This window comes from Achromobacter sp. ACM03, assembly GCF_014851665.1.
Classification (GTDB): Bacteria; Pseudomonadota; Gammaproteobacteria; order Burkholderiales; family Burkholderiaceae_B; genus Achromobacter; species Achromobacter aegrifaciens.
The window spans coordinates 471,535-489,110 of sequence record NZ_JACVAD010000002.1; the positions used below are offsets into that span (position 1 = coordinate 471,535).

13 protein-coding genes are annotated in these 17,576 nt (G+C 65.9%); 10 read left to right on the forward strand and 3 right to left on the reverse strand.

Going from position 1 to position 17,576, the window contains the following annotated elements:
• Window positions 1-13 precede the first annotated feature (13 nt).
• Window positions 14-508, reverse strand: a complete 495-nt coding sequence (locus tag IB257_RS10470; protein WP_054459239.1) for a MarR family winged helix-turn-helix transcriptional regulator — start codon at window positions 506-508, stop codon at window positions 14-16.
• 359 nt (window positions 509-867) lie between these two features.
• Here IB257_RS10470 and IB257_RS10475 point away from each other — a divergent pair, with 359 nt between their 5' ends.
• The 10 genes from IB257_RS10475 (at window position 868) to IB257_RS10520 (ending at window position 12,272) form a co-directional block, all read left to right on the forward strand.
• Entirely contained in the window at window positions 868-2,031 is a 1,164-nt protein-coding gene (locus IB257_RS10475) for an ABC transporter substrate-binding protein (protein WP_054459234.1), read from the forward strand.
• Between the two features lie 207 nt (window positions 2,032-2,238).
• On the forward strand, window positions 2,239-3,159 hold the full coding sequence (locus tag IB257_RS10480) for a branched-chain amino acid ABC transporter permease (protein ID WP_013391329.1): 921 nt from the start codon (window positions 2,239-2,241) through the stop codon (window positions 3,157-3,159).
• A 2-nt stretch (window positions 3,160-3,161) separates the two neighbouring features.
• Window positions 3,162-4,127 (forward strand): branched-chain amino acid ABC transporter permease, encoded by a 966-nt coding sequence (locus tag IB257_RS10485; protein WP_192492265.1) that lies wholly within the window; start codon window positions 3,162-3,164, stop codon window positions 4,125-4,127.
• Window positions 4,124-4,891 (forward strand): ABC transporter ATP-binding protein, encoded by a 768-nt coding sequence (locus IB257_RS10490; RefSeq protein WP_175212735.1) that lies wholly within the window; start codon window positions 4,124-4,126, stop codon window positions 4,889-4,891. Before IB257_RS10485 ends, IB257_RS10490 begins: the two co-directional genes overlap by 4 nt.
• Window positions 4,891-5,595: an ABC transporter ATP-binding protein gene (locus tag IB257_RS10495; protein ID WP_175159935.1), complete on the forward strand. Its 705-nt coding sequence runs from the start codon at window positions 4,891-4,893 to the stop codon at window positions 5,593-5,595. Before IB257_RS10490 ends, IB257_RS10495 begins: the two co-directional genes overlap by 1 nt.
• A gap of 308 nt (window positions 5,596-5,903) precedes the next feature.
• A complete protein-coding gene (gene siaA, locus IB257_RS10500) occupies window positions 5,904-7,886 on the forward strand; it encodes a biofilm regulation protein phosphatase SiaA (protein ID WP_199728345.1) in 1,983 nt (660 codons plus the stop codon).
• A gap of 23 nt (window positions 7,887-7,909) precedes the next feature.
• Window positions 7,910-8,449, forward strand: a complete 540-nt coding sequence (gene siaB, locus IB257_RS10505) for a biofilm regulation protein kinase SiaB (RefSeq protein ID WP_054459227.1) — start codon at window positions 7,910-7,912, stop codon at window positions 8,447-8,449.
• A gap of 36 nt (window positions 8,450-8,485) precedes the next feature.
• A complete protein-coding gene (gene siaC, locus IB257_RS10510; protein ID WP_054459225.1) occupies window positions 8,486-8,863 on the forward strand; it encodes a biofilm regulation phosphoprotein SiaC in 378 nt (125 codons plus the stop codon).
• Window positions 8,860-9,660 (forward strand): biofilm regulation diguanylate cyclase SiaD, encoded by an 801-nt coding sequence (siaD, locus tag IB257_RS10515; protein WP_192492266.1) that lies wholly within the window; start codon window positions 8,860-8,862, stop codon window positions 9,658-9,660. The genes siaC and siaD overlap by 4 nt, the downstream gene beginning before the upstream one ends.
• A gap of 35 nt (window positions 9,661-9,695) precedes the next feature.
• A complete protein-coding gene (locus IB257_RS10520) occupies window positions 9,696-12,272 on the forward strand; it encodes an EAL domain-containing protein (RefSeq protein WP_054459221.1) in 2,577 nt (858 codons plus the stop codon).
• 512 nt (window positions 12,273-12,784) lie between these two features.
• Here IB257_RS10520 and IB257_RS10525 read toward each other — a convergent pair.
• Together IB257_RS10525 and IB257_RS10530 are read right to left on the reverse strand one after the other, a co-directional pair.
• Complete coding sequence (locus IB257_RS10525) at window positions 12,785-14,263, reverse strand: efflux transporter outer membrane subunit (protein WP_054458788.1); 1,479 nt, start codon at window positions 14,261-14,263, stop codon at window positions 12,785-12,787.
• Between the two features lie 73 nt (window positions 14,264-14,336).
• Window positions 14,337-17,552 (reverse strand): efflux RND transporter permease subunit, encoded by a 3,216-nt coding sequence (locus IB257_RS10530; RefSeq protein WP_054458791.1) that lies wholly within the window; start codon window positions 17,550-17,552, stop codon window positions 14,337-14,339.
• Window positions 17,553-17,576: the final 24 nt, after the last annotated feature.

The window sequence follows — 17,576 nt, forward strand, 5'->3', positions numbered from 1 at the left end:
CGCCTGCGGGCGTTCAGTTCTTGGCGGATTCGGAGCGGGTCGCCACCACTTGCAGCTTGAGTTCGCCCAGGGCCTGGAACAGCGCGTTGCGGGTGCTTTCGGGCAGGTCGCCGAACATGGACTTGACCCAGGATTCGTGGGCGCGGGCCATGCGGGAGAAGCTCTTCTTGCCCAGCGGCGTAAGTTTGATGAGCGAGCTGCGGCGGTCGGATTCGACCTTGGTGCGCACCACCAGGCCTTCTTTTTCGAGCTGGTCGGTGATGCCGGTGATATTGCCGTTGGTGACCATCATGTGGCGCGACAGTTCGCCCATCTTCATGCCCTTGGGCGCGCGCTGCAATTGCGCCATCAGGTCAAAGCGCGGCAAGGTCGTGTCGAACTCATTGCGCAGGCGGCTGCGGATCTCGCTCTCGACGAGATTGGCGCAGGTCAGCATGCGCAGCCACAGGCGCAGCGCATGGTGATCGTCGGGCGCTGCGCGGGATTCCAGGTCGGGGGTGTCGGTCATGGCTATGGAAATTACCGGGAATGAGGGGCGGGCGCCAGATGCTGTCGATCGAGGATCGTCAGGCGGGCCGCGGCGTTGCCGGCGGCGCGCTTCTTGAGTATCGGCGGGATGTCGGGTACTGTCGCGCGAACGTCGCGCCGGGTATCCGGCACGGCGCGTTCATAGTTTGGGTGGAGGGTAACCATGGCGGTAGCTTATTAGTAAAAACCCTTTGGTAAAAACCCTAGACTTGTTTTGCCGAATACTTTAAACCTAAACTATGAAGCACGCCAGCCTTGGCTGTGCTGCACGAAGTTTTTCGAATCGCGATTTCAAAAAAGAACACCCTCTGCGCGGGCTCGCGCACGGAGCACACCACCATGCGTTTGATCACTTCCCTTCTGGCCGCCGCCGCCCTGGTGCCGGCACTGGCCGGCGCCGACACCATCAAGGTCGGCATCGCCAACGACATCTCCGGTCCGTTCTCCGCCCTGGGCGCCGAAGCCCGCGACGGCTTCAACCTGGCCATCAAGCAACTGGGCAGCAAGCTGGGCGGGCAGCCCGCCGAATTCGTGCAGACCGACATGGGCGGCAACCCCGACCAGGCCCGCCAACTGGTGACGCGCTACATCCAGCGCGACAAGGTCGATTTCTTCACCGGCCCCATCGGCTCGAACGTGGCGCTGGCCGTGGGCCCCGCGCTGTTCGCGGCCAAGGTGCCGTACCTGTCGAACAACCCCGGCCCCAGCCAGTTCGCCGGCGCGCAGTGCAATGCGTACTGGTTCGGCACGTCCTACCAGAACGACGCCTTCCACGAAGCGGCCGGCAAGGTTGCGGCGGATCGCGGCTTCAAGAAGATGTTCATCATGGCCCCGGACTATCCGGCCGGCAAGGATGCGCTCAACGGCTTCAAGCGCGGCTACAAGACCGCCCCGGGCGACGAGGTCTACACCAAGCTCGGCCAGATCGACTACGCCGCAGAATTGGCGCAGATCCGCGCCGCCAAGCCGGACGCCGTCTATATCTTCCTGCCGGGCGGCATGGGCATCAACTTCGTCAAGCAGTTCGTCTCGACCGGCCTGTCGCAAAGCGTCAAGCTGATCGGCCCGGGCTTCTCGGCCGACGAGGACGTGATCCAGGCCGTGGGCGAACCCATGCTGGGCATGTACAACACGGCGCAGTGGGCGCATGACCTGGACGTGCCGCAGAACAAGGCCTTCGTCGAAGCCTTCCGCAAGGAATACAACGGCCGCTACCCCTCGGTGTACGCTGCCCAGGCCTACGACGTGATCATGGCCATGGACGCTGCCGTCAAGCAGGCCGGCGGCAAGGCCTCCGACCGCGAAGCCATCGTGCGCGCGCTTGAAAAAGCCGACTACCCCTCGGTGCGCGGCAGCTTCACTTACGGCAAGAACCACTATCCCATCCAGTCTTATTACCTGCGTGTCGTCGACAAGGACGGCAGCGGCCGCATTACCAACAAGCTGGTGGGCAAGGTGTTCGACAAGTACCAGGACGTCTACGTCGGCGAATGTAAGCTGTAGAGGGAAAGACCCACCCCCGAAGCGCTGCGCGCTTCCCCCTCAAGGGGGCATGCCTGCGGACCGGCGAAGCCGGCTCCGCGGCATCCGGGTCGGGTGACACCGCTGCATGCGCCGTGCCTGGTGCGCGGACGCGATGCGCAATCAGATGGCTCTATTGATTAGGCCGCGAACCAGGCCATCGGCACTTCGCGGCAGGGGGAAGTCTTCATGACGTTTACGCTGATCGTCGAGCAATTGCTGAACGGTCTGCAGTTTGGGTTGATGTTGTTTCTGATCGCGGCCGGGCTGACCCTGGTGTTCGGCATCATGGACATCATGAATCTGGCTCACGGCTCGCTCTACATGGCCGGCGCCTATGTCGCCGCCGAAACCATGCAGCGCACAGGTTCATTCACCGCTGCCGTCCTGGTGGCGGCAGTCGCCACCGGCATCGTCGGCGTGGTGCTGGAACTCACGCTGATCCGCCGCCTGGCGCTGCGCGACCACCTGGCCCAGGTGCTGGGCACCTATGCCGTCATCCTCATCGCCAACGATCTGGTCAAGATGATCTGGGGGCCGGCCCCCGTCATGCTGAACATGCCGGCCGCGCTGTCCGGCCCGGTCCGGCTGCTGCCCGATCTGCTCTATCCCGCCTACCGCCTGATGATCATCGTGTTCGGTGTGGCCGCCGCCGCGGGCCTGTACTGGTTCGTGACGCGCACCCGTGCGGGCGTGCTGGTGCGGGCAGGGGCGTCCAACCGCCAGATGGCCACCCTGATGGGCGTGCGCGTGCCGCTGCTGTTCCTGGGCGTGTTCGTGCTGGGCGCCATGCTGGCCGCCGTGGCCGGCGCCTTGCTCGGCCCGATCACGTCGGTACAGGTGGGCATGGGCGAGGAAATCCTGATCCTGGTGCTGGTATGCATCGTGATCGGCGGCATCGGATCGATTCGCGGCGCCTTTGTCGGCGCGCTGTTGGTGGGCATGGTGGATACGGCGGGGCGGGCCTTCCTGCCCATGCTGCTGCGCCAGGTCTTTTCCCCGGCCGTGGCCTCCAGCGTCGGACCGACGCTGGCCGCCATTGCCATTTATGTATTGATGGCGGCAGTGCTGGTGTTCCGGCCCTCCGGCTTGTTTCCGGCGCGGGGTTGAGCATGAAATCCATGATCTGGACCGTGGTCCTGCTGGCCGCGCTGGCCGTATTCCCCCTGGTCGCGCCGGCGTTGGGCCTGGACTTTTACATTTCCTTCGTGCGGCGCGTGCTGATCTATGCGCTGGCCGCGACCAGCCTGAACCTGATCCTGGGCTATGGCGGCATGGTGGCGCTGGGACACGCGGCGTTCTTCGGCGCGGGCGCGTACGCGGTCGGCATCCTGGCCATGTCGGGCGTGACGTCCGCCCTGATCGTCTGGCCCGTGGCCATGCTGCTGGCGGCGGTGCTGGCCTGCATCACGGGGGCGATTTCGCTGCGCACCCGCGGCGTGTACTTCATCATGATCACGCTGGCCTTCGCGCAGATGCTGTTCTACATCTTCATCTCGCTGCGGCAGTACGGCGGCGAGGACGGGCTGAACCTGCCGGGCTACTCCAGCCTGCCGGGCATCGACCTGGCCAATGACGTCAGCTTCTATTACCTGGTGCTAGCGCTGTTCGCGCTGATCATGTGGGTGTTCGGCCGCGTGGTGAGCTCGCGCTTTGGCACCGCCCTGCAAGGCATACGCGAAAACGAATCGCGCATGGAATCCATGGGTTATCCGGTCTATCGCATCAAGCTGATGGCCTTCACGCTGAGCGGCGCGGTGGCCGGCCTGGCGGGCGCGCTGCTGGCCAACCATAATCTCTTCATCTCGCCCAGCCTGATGCACTGGACCCAGTCGGCCAACCTGCTGATTATGGTGCTGGTGGGCGGCATCGGCCTGCGCTATGGCGGCGTGGCGGGCGCCGTGGTCATGCTGACCCTGGAGGAAGTGCTGCGCCTGTGGACCGAATATTGGCACCTGCCCCTGGGCGTGCTGCTGCTGTGCGTGGTGTTCGGCGCGCCGCGCGGTCTGGTCGGGCTGTTCGGCCCCTTGTTCAGCGGCCGCGCCGCTGCCACCCAATCCGGCAAGGCGGGATCATGAACGCAGCTGTAACGCCGGCCCTGCAGGCCACGGGACTGGTGCGCCGCTTCGGCGCGCTGGTCGCCACCGACAATGTGTCGCTGTCCCTGAACCCGGGCGAGATCCATGCCCTCATCGGCCCCAATGGCGCGGGCAAGTCGACGCTGATCCATCTGCTGTCCGGCACGTTGACGGCTGACTCGGGCAAGCTGACGGTAGGCGGACGCGACGTCACCAGCATGAACGCCCATCAGCGAGTGGCTGCCGGGCTGTCGCGGTCGTACCAGATCACCAACATCTTCAAGCAATCCTCCGTGCTGGACAACCTGGTGCTGGCGGTGCAGGCGCATGCCGGCAGCAGCTTCCGCTTCTGGAAGCCGCGCGCCGCTGAATCAACCCTGTACGAGCAGGCGCGCGAGCTGGCCCGGGAATGCGCCATCGACGCCAGCCTGCTGGAACGCCCGGCCGGCACCCTGCCGCACGGCGAACAGCGCAAGGTCGAATTCGCGCTGGCCCTGGCCGCACGGCCTGCCGTCCTGCTGCTGGACGAACCCATGGCGGGCATGGGGCCCGACGAAACCGTGCGCCTGACCGAATTGATCGAATCCATGCGGGGCCGAGCCGCCATGCTGCTGGTCGAACACGACATGCAGGCGGTGTTCCGCCTGGCCGACCGCCTGTCGGTGCTGGTCTACGGCCGCGTCATCGCGACCGGCACCCCCGACGAAATCCGCGCCAACCCGGAAGTGCGGCAAGCCTACCTGGGCGACGAGGAGACCGCATGATGCTGACCATCGAATCCGCCAAGAGCGGTTACGGCGCCAGCCAGGTGCTGTTCGGCGTGGACCTGCAAATCGGCGCGGGCCAGGTCGTGACCTTGCTGGGCCGCAATGGCATGGGCAAGACCACGCTGCTGCGCACCTTGTTCGGCCAGTTGCCCCTGCGCGGCGGCAAGATCCAGTTCGCGGGCCAGGACATCAGCGGCTGGAGTCCGGACCGCATCGCGCGGGTCGGCATGGCCATCGTGCCGGAAGGGCGGCAGTGCTTCCCGAATCTGACGGTGCGCGAACACCTGACAGCCTTCGTCGCCTCCCGCAACCCGGACATCGGCGAACCCTGGACGCCCGAGCGCGTCTTTGAATTGTTTCCGCGCCTGCACGAACGCGCCCGAAACATGGGCAATCAGCTCTCGGGCGGCGAGCAGCAGATGCTGGCCATCGGCCGGGCGCTGGTCACCAATCCGCGGCTGCTGATCCTGGACGAGGCCACCGAAGGCCTGGCGCCCAAGATCCGCGAGGAAATCTGGAATTGCCTGGCGCGCCTGCGCCAGGCCGGGCAGACCATCCTGGTCATCGACAAATACGTCGAACGGCTGCTGAGCCTGGCGGACCGCCACGTGATCCTGGAGCGCGGCAAGGTCGTCTGGACGGGGGACTCCCAGGCCCTGGACGCGGATCGCGGCCTCTGGGAACGCTATCTGGGCGTGTAGCAAGAAAGCTGCAATGTAAACAGGCAAACGCTGCCGGTCGTGAAATAAAAAGCAATAAATCGATATTTACATTGCAGTAGTGCAACTTAGGACGCCCGAGCGTCTTACAAGCGTTTGCTCCTGTTTCAATTGGATCCACTGTTCTCTACACTTGTCGCGCCGGACGTGCCTCGAGGGTACGCCTGCAACAGGCTCATGGCTGGACAAGCGGGGCAAGCGCGCGGCGAAACATCGTTACACAACGAAAGTCTGCCCATGCGTCCCCTTCACGCACGTTACGTCTTATCAGGCAGTAAGGAAGACTTTGCATGGCGAAATGGGGTTTGCGCAGAAAATCGTTGATGGCGCTGTTGCTGGCGTGCCTGGTTGCCCTGGCGCCGGCGGCCCTGATCGGCTGGCAGGTGCTGGACGGGGTCAGGGAGCACTTCGGACGGGCTTTCTCCGACAACTTCACGCAATTGAACCGCCAGCGCATCCTGGCGCCGGTGTCCCGTGAACTGGCCCTGTCGCAGCGGTTGGCGGATAGCGAGGTCACTCGCCGCTGGCTGCGGCACGAAAGCGATCCGGCCGCGCGCGAGCTGTTCTTTCGCGAAGCCGACGGCTACCGCCGCGATCTGCTGGGACGCGCCTACTTCATCGCCAGCGCCGCCTCGGGCAATTATTACTTCAACGACGACCAGCCCCTGTCCGAGACGCCGCGCTACACGCTGAGCAAAAGCGCGGCCGACGACGCCTGGTTCTACCTGACGCTGGCGTCTCCCGCCAAATACAACATCAACGTCAACCCGGACCTGAAGCTCAAGACCACCAAGGTCTGGATCAACGTCCAGGTGCGCGACGGCGACCGGGTCATCGGCCTGACCGGTTCCGGTCTGGACGTAGGCGGATTCCTGCGTGAATTCGTCAACAGCGGCCAGCCCGGGGTCACGCCGATCATCGTCGACGAGGAAGGCGCGATCCAGGCCCACATGGACGCCTCGCTCATTGCCTACAACTCGGGCGCGGGCGGCGCTGCCCGCGGCACGGTGTTCAACCTGCTGGACGGCGGCGAGGGCCGCGCCGAGCTGGCCGCGGCCATGAAGGCGGCGCGGACCGACCCGCAGTCGGTGCAATCCGCCTGGGTCAAGATGGACGGCATCCGGCAGCTGGTGTCCGTAGCCTACATGCCGGAACTGCATTGGCACGTGCTGACGGTGGTGGACCTGGGCGCGGCCCGGGTACTGGACACGGATTGGCTCTGGCCCGCGGCGATCGGCCTGGTGGTGCTGTTCGCGGCCATGTTGCTGTGCTTCGGCTACGCCATCGAGCGCCTGATGCTGCGCCCCTTGCGCCGCCTGCAGCAGTCGGCGCGCGCCATCGCCGACGGCAGCTACGACGTGCGCCTGCCTCCGGGCGGCCAGGACGAAATCGGCGACCTCAGCCGCGCCTTCGGCGTGATGGCGGACAAGGTGCGCCAGCACACGGCTGAACTCGAAACCAAGGTGCGCGAGCGCACCTCCGAACTCGAGGACGCCAATCGCGCCATGGCCGCCGCGCACAAGAAAATCGACGACTCCATCGATTACGCCAGCCTGATCCAGCGCGCCATTCTGCCGGATCGCCAGCTTACCCAGTCCCTGGGCGCGCACCATTTCGTGCTGTGGAAGCCGCGCGACGTGGTGGGCGGCGACTTCTACGTATTCCGCTCCGACGGCGCCAACTGCCTGCTGGGTATCATGGATTGCGCCGGCCACGGCGTGCCCGGCGCATTGATGACCATGCTGGCCCGCGCCGCCATAGATCTGGCGATCACCGAGGCCGGCCCGGCCGACCCCGCCGCCATCCTGACCCGCACCGACAACGCCATCCGCGCCATGCTTGCCGACGCGCAATTGCCCCGTGCGCTGGCCACGAACACGGATGCGGCCCTGGTTTATATTGACCGCCAGGGCGGCCGGTTGCGCTATGCGGGCGCCAAGATCAGCCTGTACGCGAGCAACGGCGAGGAACTGCGCGAGGTGCCCGGCGGCAAGCGGGCGCTGGGCGACAAGCGCACCGAGACCTACGAAAACATCGAACTGCGAATGGAGTCCGGCTGGACCTACTACCTGGTCACGGACGGGTTCCTGGACCAGGCGGGAGGCGAACACGGCTTTGGCTTTGGCAATACCCGGTTCGCGGAAATGCTCAAGACGCACGCGCGCCGGCCGTTAACCGAACAGGCGGCCGCCTTTACCCAGGCGCTGGCAGAGTACCAAGGCGGGCGGCCGCAGCGTGATGACATCACCTTGCTGTCGTTCCGTTTCGAATAAACGTTATCAGGGCGGTTACCCCCATGAATGCCTCCGATCTTTACGCATTGGGCGAACGGTTCAACCAGAATCGCACTCTGTTGTGCTTCAACGGACCGACTTCCCGCAGCCTGATCGAGGAAATCGGCAATGCGCTCAAGAACTATCTGAACGCGGAGCACGCGCGACCGGCCGAGGCCATGGACGTTTTCTCCGTCTACATAGAGATGATCCAGAACATCCGCCAGTACGCCGCGCTGCACGACGACCTGGACGCCTCGGCCACCGTGGTGATCGGCCGCCGCGATGAAAGCCGCTACGTGGTGTCGGCGGGCAACCTGGTTAAGGCGGAGGACGGCGAGGCGCTGGTCGCCCGCATCCAGGAACTGGCCGCGCTGGACAAGGCGGCGCTGAAGGCCGAGTACAAGGCGCAGCTGCACAAGCCGCGCGCCCAGGGCGTCGCCTCGGGCGCCGGCCTGGGGCTGATCGATATCGCCCGCCGCGCTGGCGCGCCGCTGGAGGCCAGCCTGACGCCCGCCGCAGCGCCCGGGCAGGCCTTCTTCAGCCTGAGCGTCGTGATCTGAAGGCGTGCCGGGCCAAGAATATATTTGGAGCAACTAATGAACGATTTGAACATTCCCGGGACCCAGTCCACGCCCGCCATCACCGCCGACACCGCTGCCGGCGTGCTGGCGATGCGCGGCGACTCCTATCCCGAGAATTCCTTCGAGCTGTTCGGTCCCGTCATCGAATGGGTCGAAGCCTATCTGCTGAGCAGCGCCGCGCCCCTGAAGCTGGAGCTGGAACTGCTCTACCTGAACACCAGCAGCATCAAGTCCGTCATGGACATCTTCGATCTGCTGGAGGCTGCCCACAACAAGGGCCGCGAGGTCAGCGTCACATGGTTCTACGACATGCGCAATGAGCGCGTCGGCGAACTGGCCGAGGAATTCAAGGAAGACTGCACGTTTCCCTTTTCCGTTGTCGGCCGCCAATGAAATCCGACGCCGCCCAGCTGGACAAGCGCATCGCCGAATTGCTGGCGGATCCGGTCTATCAGGGCCATCCGTTGCATGAAGCGCTGGACGCGCTCTGGCGGCATACGGCCGAACAGATGGCGCGCATCGAGCGCGTGACTCAACTGTCGGACGCCTACCAGAGCATGGCGCACGAACGCGAGCTGGGCCTGTGCGACCGTTTCGACCGGCAACTGCGCCGGCTGACCCGCATCGCGCGCATCTCGGACCACTACCAGAACATGATGCGGGACCTGAACTCCGCATTGCAGGAAACCTCCAATCGCGATCCCTTGACCGGCCTCTTGAACCGGCGCGCCTTGATGGAAATGATCAAGCAGGAGGTCTTGCGCGTGTCTCGCGGCGGATCGACCTTCGTGGTGGCGATGCTGGACGTGGACCATTTCAAGTCGGTCAACGACCGCTATGGCCATGAAACAGGCGACCGCGCGCTGGTCGAGCTGGCCGGCGCGTTGGGCGACAACTTGCGCGAATACGATCTATGCGGCCGCTGGGGCGGCGAGGAATTCCTGGTGCTGCTGCCCAGCACCCAGCCCGAGGACGCCCAGCGCGTCATGGACCGGCTGGTGGGCGCGGTGCGCGCCTTGGCAATCACGGTGGGAGATGACGTGTTGAGATTGACGGTCAGCATAGGCATGGCATATCACCAGTTGGGAGAAACCTTCTCTGAAACGCTCAGCCGTGCGGACCAGGCCTTGTACCTGGCCAAGCAGGACGGACGCGACCGCGTCGAACTCGGGTTTCCGAAGCGCAGATGAAACCGGATCAGCTGTTATCCGGCATGGAGCCCCATATGCTTGATTCTTATCCAGGCGTTACCGACGAGCGCCCTCAAGGCGCCGCGTGGCACTCCGCCACCTATCTGGCGTCCATGGATCGGGCGCTGCTGCTGTTCGATTTTGATCCGGCTGGCTCCTTGTTGAACGCCAACGCGAATTTTCTCGCCCTGGTCGGCCATGCCCGCGAAGAGGCCCTGGAGCTGCGCCATGACATGCTTTGCGACAGCATGGACGAAGGCAAGGGCATCGTCGGCGGCGAGCAGGTCTGGGCCAGGCTGCTGGGCGGCAAGCACTTCACCGGCACCTGCCGCTATCGCAAGAAGGACGGCGGCTTCGTCTGGATCGAAGCCACCTACATGCCCATCGCCGGCGAAGCCGGCGATGTCGTACGCATTTCCGTCATCTCCCGCAAATCCATCGCGGATGCCGACCGCCAGGAAGAGATCCGGCTCCTGTTGCTGGGCATCAACGAAACCGGCAATGCCGTCGCGGTGTCGGGCAAGGACGGCCGCATCCTCTACGTGAACGACGGCTTCCAGCGCATGCTGGGCTTTTCCCGCGGCGACGCCGTCAACCAGGAGCTGGGCGAACTGCTGGCCGGAGGCAGGCCGGACGGCGGCACGCGCGAAGAGCTGGGCCGCCGCATCGCCTGCCGCGAGGGCTACCACAAGGACGTGCTGGTCTACGATCGCGCCGGCCGCCCGCTGTGGGTGTCGGTGATGGCCAACTCCGTGTTCGACGAACGCGGCGCCCTGGTCAATATCGTGGACGTGCTGACGGACATCACGCCCACCAAGGTGCACGAAGTCTTGCAGCGCCGCGTGCTGCAAGCCATGGTCAATGAGGCCTCGGTGGTCGAGGTCATGAACATGGTGTGCCGCGAGGTCGAACGTCTGGCGCCCGAAGTCGCGGCCAGCGTCCTGCGGGTGGACGATGCCGGGCTGCTGCGGCCGCTGGCCGCGCCCAGCCTGCCGCAGGCCTACACCGACGCCTTGGACGGCGTGGCCATCGGGCCGCAGGCGGGCGCTTGCGGCACCTCTGCCTTCCTGGGCCGGCCGGTGATCGTGCCGGACATCTCCACCGATCCGCTGTGGGACGACTATCGACACCTGCCGCTGCCGGACGACGTGAAGGCCTGCTGGTCGTCGCCGATCAAGTCCAGCGATGGCCGGGTCATAGGCACCTTCGGTTTTTATTTCCGCGAGCGGCGTCTGCCCGACGATTTCCATCACCGGCTGGTGGACGTGTGCGTGTACTTGTGCGCGCTGGCGCTGGAGCGCGAGGAGGCCCGCGCGCGTATCCGCCAGTTGGCGTTCTATGACGAACTGACCGGCTTGCCCAACCGCAACCTGCTGCTGGCGCAGGCCGAGCAGGCCATCGCGCGCGCTGAACCCGAGCGCAAGCGTGTCGCCATTCTGTTCCTGGACCTGGATCGCTTCAAGCAGGTCAACGATACGCTGGGCCATCCCATAGGCGATGCGTTGCTGCGCGACGTGGCGCAGCGCTTGCGCCGCCTGGCGCGCGCGACCGACATCGTGGGCCGCTTGTCGGGCGACGAGTTCGTGATGCTGATGCCGGACTTTGAACACGGTCGACTGACGACGGCGGCGGAGCATGTGCTGGTCGCCTTGGCTCAGCCGTTCTCGGTGGGCGGTATCACGCTCAATCCCTCGGTCAGCATCGGCATCAGCGTGTTCCCGGAGAACGGGCGCGACATGGATACGCTGCTGCGCCATGCCGACATGGCGATGTACCAGGCCAAGACGGCAGGGCGCAACCGCATCTCTTTCTTCAGCGCCGAGATGAACCGGCAGGCGCAGGAGCGCCTGGCGCTGGAGGCCGCCTTGCGCGATGCGCTGGAGGCGAAGGCTTTGCGGTTGCACTATCAACCGCAGGTGGGGCTGAAGAACGGGCAGCTGTACGGGGTCGAGGCGTTGGCGCGCTGGCGTCATCCCACGCTGGGCGATATCTCGCCGGCGCGCTTTGTGCCGCTGGCCGAGGAATGCGGGTTGATCGGCGACCTGGGCGACTGGGCGGTGCACGAGGCTTGTTCGCAGTTGGCGGTCTGGCGGGCGAAGGGCCTGCGGGTGCCGTCGGTGTCGGTGAACCTGTCTGCGACGAATTTCCACAATCTGAATCTGCCGCGGTTGATCGAGGCGACGCTGGCCGAGTTCGGGCTGGCGGCGGCGGATCTGATGCTGGAGATCACGGAAGGCGTGGTGCTGGATGCGACGGCGGGTACGTTGCGGACGATCGCGGAGCTGCATCGCTTGGGGGTGCGGTTGTCGATGGACGATTTCGGGACTGGCTATTCCAGCCTGGGGCATTTGCGGCGACTGATCGTGGATGAACTGAAGCTGGATCGCAGTTTCGTGCAGGGGCTGGAGAGCGATGACGCGGCTCGGGCGTTGACCAGCGCTGTGATTCGTATCGGCGAGAGCCTGAGCCTGCCTGTGGTGGCTGAAGGCGTCGAGAACGAAGAGCAGCGGCGGTTTTTGATCGAGCAGGGGTGTGCGGCGGGGCAGGGGTTTTTGTTTTCGCCGCCGTTGCCGGCTGCTGATCTTGAGGAGTGGCTGCGGGGGCGGCCGTAGGTTTTCTGGTTGCTTTTGCTGCTGCTGCTGCTGCTGCTGCTGCTGCTGCTGCTTCTGTGGCTTCTGTTGGTTCTTAAGACGCCAGTCGCGTCGGGGGCCGGCGGGACGCGGGGCAACGATTGCAGTCCGGAGCGTTCGCTCCGGACTTCCCCATCCTCATCCTCGTCACCGCCTGCGGCGGTTCCTTCGGATTCCGTCGGGCTTATCGACGCCCCGCGCCCCGCCGGCCCCCGACGCGACTGGCTCGGCTGGTTGGATCTTTACGGGCGCTGGGGCGGGTGGTTTGCTTGGCGTTCTTGGCGCCGGTAGCGGTTGGCGGAAGATCTTGCGGGGCCCGCCCCAGATCGGCCGCGCGGGCGGCCGATCTGGGGCTTACGCTTGGTCTTGCTACTGCTACTGCTACTGCTACTGCTACTGCGCCCGTGACACCGACAGCGATTGCGGTTGCTGCCGCGGTCGCTCCGAACTGGTGCCAACGGGCTGCCGTGTCTTGCCAGTGGCGCGCCTGCCTCTTACTTCGATGCCACCGTTTCCGGCGGCACCGGGTTCTCCCAGCCGCCGCCAATTGCGCGGATCAGGCCTACGGCCGAGCGCGCTTGTTCACCGCTGAGCTGCACGGCGACGCGTTGCTGCAGCAGGACGCTGCGGTCGGCTTCGATGACGTCCAGGTAGCTGATGGAGCCTTCGCGGTACTGCGTGTGCGAGAGCTTGGCGGCGCGGGCGGCTGCGTCGACGGCTGCGTCTTGCGCCTTGGTCTGGTCGGCCAGGATGCGCAGGTTGGCCAGGTTGTCTTCCACTTCGCGGAACGCGTTCAGCACGGTCTGGCGGTAGACGGCGACGTCTTCCTCGTAGACGGCGCGGGCGCGGTCCAGGCCGGCCTGGCGGCGGCCGCCGTCGAAGATGGGCATGGACAGCGCGGCGCCGACCAGCGGGCCCAGCAGGAAGGTGCGGCTGGACCACTGGAACAGGTTGCCCAGGTCCGAGGACTCGTAGCCGAAGGCGCCGGTGATGTCCAGGCGCGGGAAGAACGCGGACTTGGCAGCGCCGATGCGGGCGTTGGCGGCGGCCATGGCGCGTTCGGCGGCGGCGATGTCGGGGCGGCGTTCCAGCAGCGTGGATGGCAGGCCGGCGGGGATCGACAGCGCGACCTTCTGGATGGGCTGCTCGGGCATGGCGAAGTCTGACGGGGCGCGCCCCAGCAGCACGGCCAGCGCGTGCTCGGAGGCGGCGCGGCGGCGGTCGATGCCCAGGGCTTCGGATTGCGCGCTGGCAAGTTCGGCCTTGGCGCGGGCCAGGTCCAGTTCGCTGATGTCGCCGGCGTCGTAGCGGCGCTGGATCAGTTGCAGGGTGTCGGTGCGCAGCTTGACCGTCTGGCGGTAGAGCTGCGATTCGGCGTCCTGTTCGCGCACCAGGAAGTAGGTGGTGGCGACGTCGGCCTGCAGGGCCAGCAGCACGGAACGGTACAGGGCCTCGCTTTGCTGGGCGTCGGCGCTGGCGGCGTCGTAGGTGGAGGCGACGCGGCCGAACAGGTCGGCTTCGTAGGAAACGGCGCCTTGGGCGCGCCAAGTCGTGACCGGGCTGGTCGAGGTGCCGTCGGGCAGGCCCTGCGACACGGCCGAGGGGCGCTGGCGGTTGGGGCCGAAGGCGGCGTCCAGGTTGGGGAAGAAGCCGGCGCGGGCTTCGCGTTGCAGCGCGCGCGATTGGGTCAGGCGGGCGGCGGCGGCCTGCAGGTTCTGGTTGGCCTTTTGGGCTTCTTCCTGCAGCTGGTTCAGCCCTTCGTCGCCGAACACTTTCCACCAGGCGCCGCGCAGCGCGTCTTCCGACGGTTCGGCGGTCTTCCAGGTGCCGGCCTCGGAAGCGGGCAGGGCGGCTTCCTTGAAGGCCGCGGGCACCGCGGCCGAGGGGCGTTCGTAGGTGGGGCCCACCGCGCAGCCGGCCAGCACGAGCAGGACGGCAAGCAGGGCGGAACCGCGGGTCAGTCTTTTGATCATGATGACTATTCTCTTGTGGGCGCCTTCCGCCTAGGGGGCGGAAGGCGCTGTCTAGCTACTGTGGTGAGCCGGCTCAGGCGTGATGTTGCTGGGCGGGTTGCGCGTTCGGGGCCACGTGCGGGACGCACACAGGAGCCTCGTGCGGCGCGGCGGAGTGCAGCGTCTTGCCGCCCAGCGTGCGCAGCAGCACGTAGAACACGGGGGTCAGGAACAGGCCGAACAGGGTCACGCCCAGCATGCCGAAGAACACCGCGATGCCCATGGCCTGGCGCATTTCAGAACCCGCGCCCGAGGACAGCACCAGCGGCACCACGCCCATGATGAACGCGATGGACGTCATCAGGATGGGGCGCAGGCGCAGGCGGCTGGCCTCGATGGCGGCGTCCAGCGGACTGCGGCCGTTCATTTCCAGTTCGCGGGCGAATTCCACGATCAGGATCGCGTTCTTCGCCGACAGGCCCACCAGCACCATCAGGCCGATCTGCGTGAAGATGTTGTTGTCGTTGCCGGTCAGGTAGACGCCCGTCAGCGCGGCCAGGATGCTCATCGGCACGATCAGGATCACGGCCAGCGGCAGGGTCAGGCTTTCGTACAACGCGGCCAGCACCAGGAACACCAGCAGCACGCTGATCGGGAACACCCACAGGCCCGCGTTGCCCGCCAGGATCTGCTGGTAGGTCAGGTCGGTCCACTCCATCTTCATGCCGCGCGGCAGGGTCTCGGCGGCGATGCGCTCGGCCGCGGCCTGGGCCTGGTCGGACGAGTAGCCGGGCGCCGGACCGCCGTTGATGTCGGCGGCGGTGTAGCCGTTGTAGCGCACCACCATTTCCGGGCCGAAGGTCTGGTTGACGGTGACGAGCGAGGACAGCGGCACCATTTCGCCGGCGACGTTGCGGGTCTTCAGTTGCAGGATGTCGTCGGCGTGCGCGCGGAATTGCGCGTCGGCTTGCGCCCGCACCTGGAAGACGCGGCCGAAACGGTTGAAGTCGTTGACATACATCGAGCCCAGGTAGATCTGCATGGTGTCGAAGACTTCCGTCACCGGCACGCCCAGTTGCTTGGCCTTGACGCGGTCCAGGTCCACGTCCAGCTGCGGCACGTTGATCTCGTAGCTGGAGAAGGCGGGGCCCAGTTCCGGCGTCTGGCGCGCCTTTTCCAGGAAGGCTTGCTTGGCCTTGTCCAGTGCGGCGTAGCCGGCGGCGCTGCGGTCTTCGATCTGGAACTTGAAACCGCCCAGCGTGCCCAGGCCCATCACGGGCGGGGGCGGGAACACGGCGATGAACGAGTCCTGGATGGCCGCGAACTTCTGGTTGAGCGAGCCCGCGATGGCGTCGCCCGACAGCGCGGCGTTCTTGCGCTCTTCGAAGGGCTTGAGCATGACGAACACGATGCCGGCGCTCGAACTATTGGTGAAGCCGTTGATCGACAGGCCGGGGAAGGCGATGGTGCTCTGTACGCCGGGTTCCTTCAGGGCGATGTCGCTCATGCGGCGGATCACCGCGTCCGTGCGGTCCAGCGAGGCGCCGTTGGGCAGCTGCGTGAAGGCGATCAGGTACTGCTTGTCCTGCGCGGGCACGAAGCCGCCGGGCACCAGATAGGAGACGCCGACGGTGGCGGCCACCAGCACGGCGTACACGCCCATGGCGCTGGCCTTGCGGCGGATCACTTTGGTGACGCCCGTGCCGTACGACTCGGACGCGCGGCCGAACATATTGTTGAACCAGTTGAAGAAGCGGCCGAAGACGCGGTTCATGCCACGGGTCAGCCAGTCGGGCTTGTCGTGGTGGCTCTTGAGCAGGATGGCCGACAGCGCGGGCGACAGGGTCAGCGAGTTGAAGGCCGAGATCACCGTCGAGATGGCGATGGTCATGGCGAACTGCTTGTAGAACTGGCCGGTCAGGCCCGTCATGAAGGCCAGCGGCACGAACACCGCGCACAGCGTCAGCGCAATGGCGATGATGGGGCCGCTGACCTCACGCATGGCGCGATAGGTCGCGTCGCGCGGACTCAGGCCCGCGGCGATGTTGCGCTCCACGTTTTCCACCACCACGATGGCGTCGTCCACCACGATGCCGATGGCCAGCACCATGCCGAACAGCGACAGCGCGTTGATGGAATAGCCGAACATCAGCAGCAGGGCGAAGGTCCCCACGATGGACACGGGCACCGCCAGCAGCGGGATGATGGACGCGCGCCAGGTCTGCAGGAACAGGATCACCACCAGCACCACCAGGGCGATCGCTTCCAGCAGCGTGGTCACCACGGCTTTGATGCTGGCGCGCACGAATTGGGTGGGGTCGTATTCGATGCGGTATTCCACGCCCGGCGGGAAGTCCTGCGACAACTCGGCCATGGCGGCGCGCACCTGGCTGGACACGTCCAGCGCGTTGGCGCCGGGCGACTGCATGATGCCCATGCCCACCGCCTGCTTGTTGTCCAGCAGCGACCGCAAGCCGTATTCCTGCGCGTCCAGTTCCACGCGGGCCACGTCCGACAGGTAGGTCACGGCGCCATCGGGCGAGGTCTTCAGGATGATGTCGCGGAATTCCTCTTCGGTCTGCAGGCGGCCGCGGGCATTCACGTTCAGTTGCAGCGGCACGTCGCCCAGCGTGGGGGACGCGCCGATGACGCCGGCGGCGACCTGCACGTTCTGTTCGCGGATGGCGGCGACAACTTCGCTCGCGGTCATGCCGCGCTGGGCGACTTTCTGCGGGTCCAGCCAGACGCGCATGGAATAGTTGCCCGAGCCCCACACCGTCACTTCGCCCACGCCGGTGATGCGGGCGAGACGGTCCTTGACGTTCAGGATCGCATAGTTGCGCAGGTAGGTGATGTCGTAGCGGTCATTGGGCGAGATCAGGTGCACCACCAGCGTCAGCGTGGGCGAGCTCTTGGCCGTGGTCACGCCCAGGCGCTGCACGTCCGGCGGCAGGCGCGGCAGCGCTTGCGACACGCGGTTCTGCACCAGCTGCTGCGCCTTGTCCGGGTCCACGCCCAGCTTGAAGTTGACCGTCAGGGTCAGGTTGCCGTCGCTGTTGGCCTGCGACTGCATGTACAGCATGTCCTCGACGCCGTTGATGGATTCCTCCAGCGGCGAGGCCACGGTTTCGGCGATGACCTTGGGGTTGGCGCCTGGATACTGCGCGCGCACGACCACGGACGGCGGCACCACTTCCGGATACTCGGAGATGGGCAGCTGGAACATGGCCAGCAGGCCCGCCAGCAGCACCAGGACCGACAGCACGCCGGCGAAGATCGGCCGGTCGATGAAGAATTTCGAGATATTCATGGACGTTCTCGTTAGACGCGCCGG

Excerpts from the sequence above, each read along its gene's own strand:
- IB257_RS10490 (WP_175212735.1), top strand. The coding sequence starts at position 4,124 with ATGAACGCAGCTGTAACGCCGGCCCTGCAGGCCACGGGACTGGTGCGC.
- siaC (WP_054459225.1), top strand. The coding sequence starts at position 8,486 with ATGAACGATTTGAACATTCCCGGGACCCAGTCCACGCCCGCCATCACC.
- siaB (WP_054459227.1), top strand. The coding sequence starts at position 7,910 with ATGAATGCCTCCGATCTTTACGCATTGGGCGAACGGTTCAACCAGAAT.
- siaA (WP_199728345.1), top strand. The coding sequence starts at position 5,904 with ATGGCGAAATGGGGTTTGCGCAGAAAATCGTTGATGGCGCTGTTGCTG.
- IB257_RS10530 (WP_054458791.1), bottom strand. The coding sequence starts at position 17,552 with ATGAATATCTCGAAATTCTTCATCGACCGGCCGATCTTCGCCGGCGTG.
- siaD (WP_192492266.1), top strand. The coding sequence starts at position 8,860 with ATGAAATCCGACGCCGCCCAGCTGGACAAGCGCATCGCCGAATTGCTG.
- IB257_RS10495 (WP_175159935.1), top strand. The coding sequence starts at position 4,891 with ATGCTGACCATCGAATCCGCCAAGAGCGGTTACGGCGCCAGCCAGGTG.
- IB257_RS10485 (WP_192492265.1), top strand. The coding sequence starts at position 3,162 with ATGAAATCCATGATCTGGACCGTGGTCCTGCTGGCCGCGCTGGCCGTA.
- IB257_RS10470 (WP_054459239.1), bottom strand. The coding sequence starts at position 508 with ATGACCGACACCCCCGACCTGGAATCCCGCGCAGCGCCCGACGATCAC.
- IB257_RS10480 (WP_013391329.1), top strand. The coding sequence starts at position 2,239 with ATGACGTTTACGCTGATCGTCGAGCAATTGCTGAACGGTCTGCAGTTT.
- IB257_RS10475 (WP_054459234.1), top strand. The coding sequence starts at position 868 with ATGCGTTTGATCACTTCCCTTCTGGCCGCCGCCGCCCTGGTGCCGGCA.
- IB257_RS10520 (WP_054459221.1), top strand. The coding sequence starts at position 9,696 with ATGCTTGATTCTTATCCAGGCGTTACCGACGAGCGCCCTCAAGGCGCC.
- IB257_RS10525 (WP_054458788.1), bottom strand. The coding sequence starts at position 14,263 with ATGATCAAAAGACTGACCCGCGGTTCCGCCCTGCTTGCCGTCCTGCTC.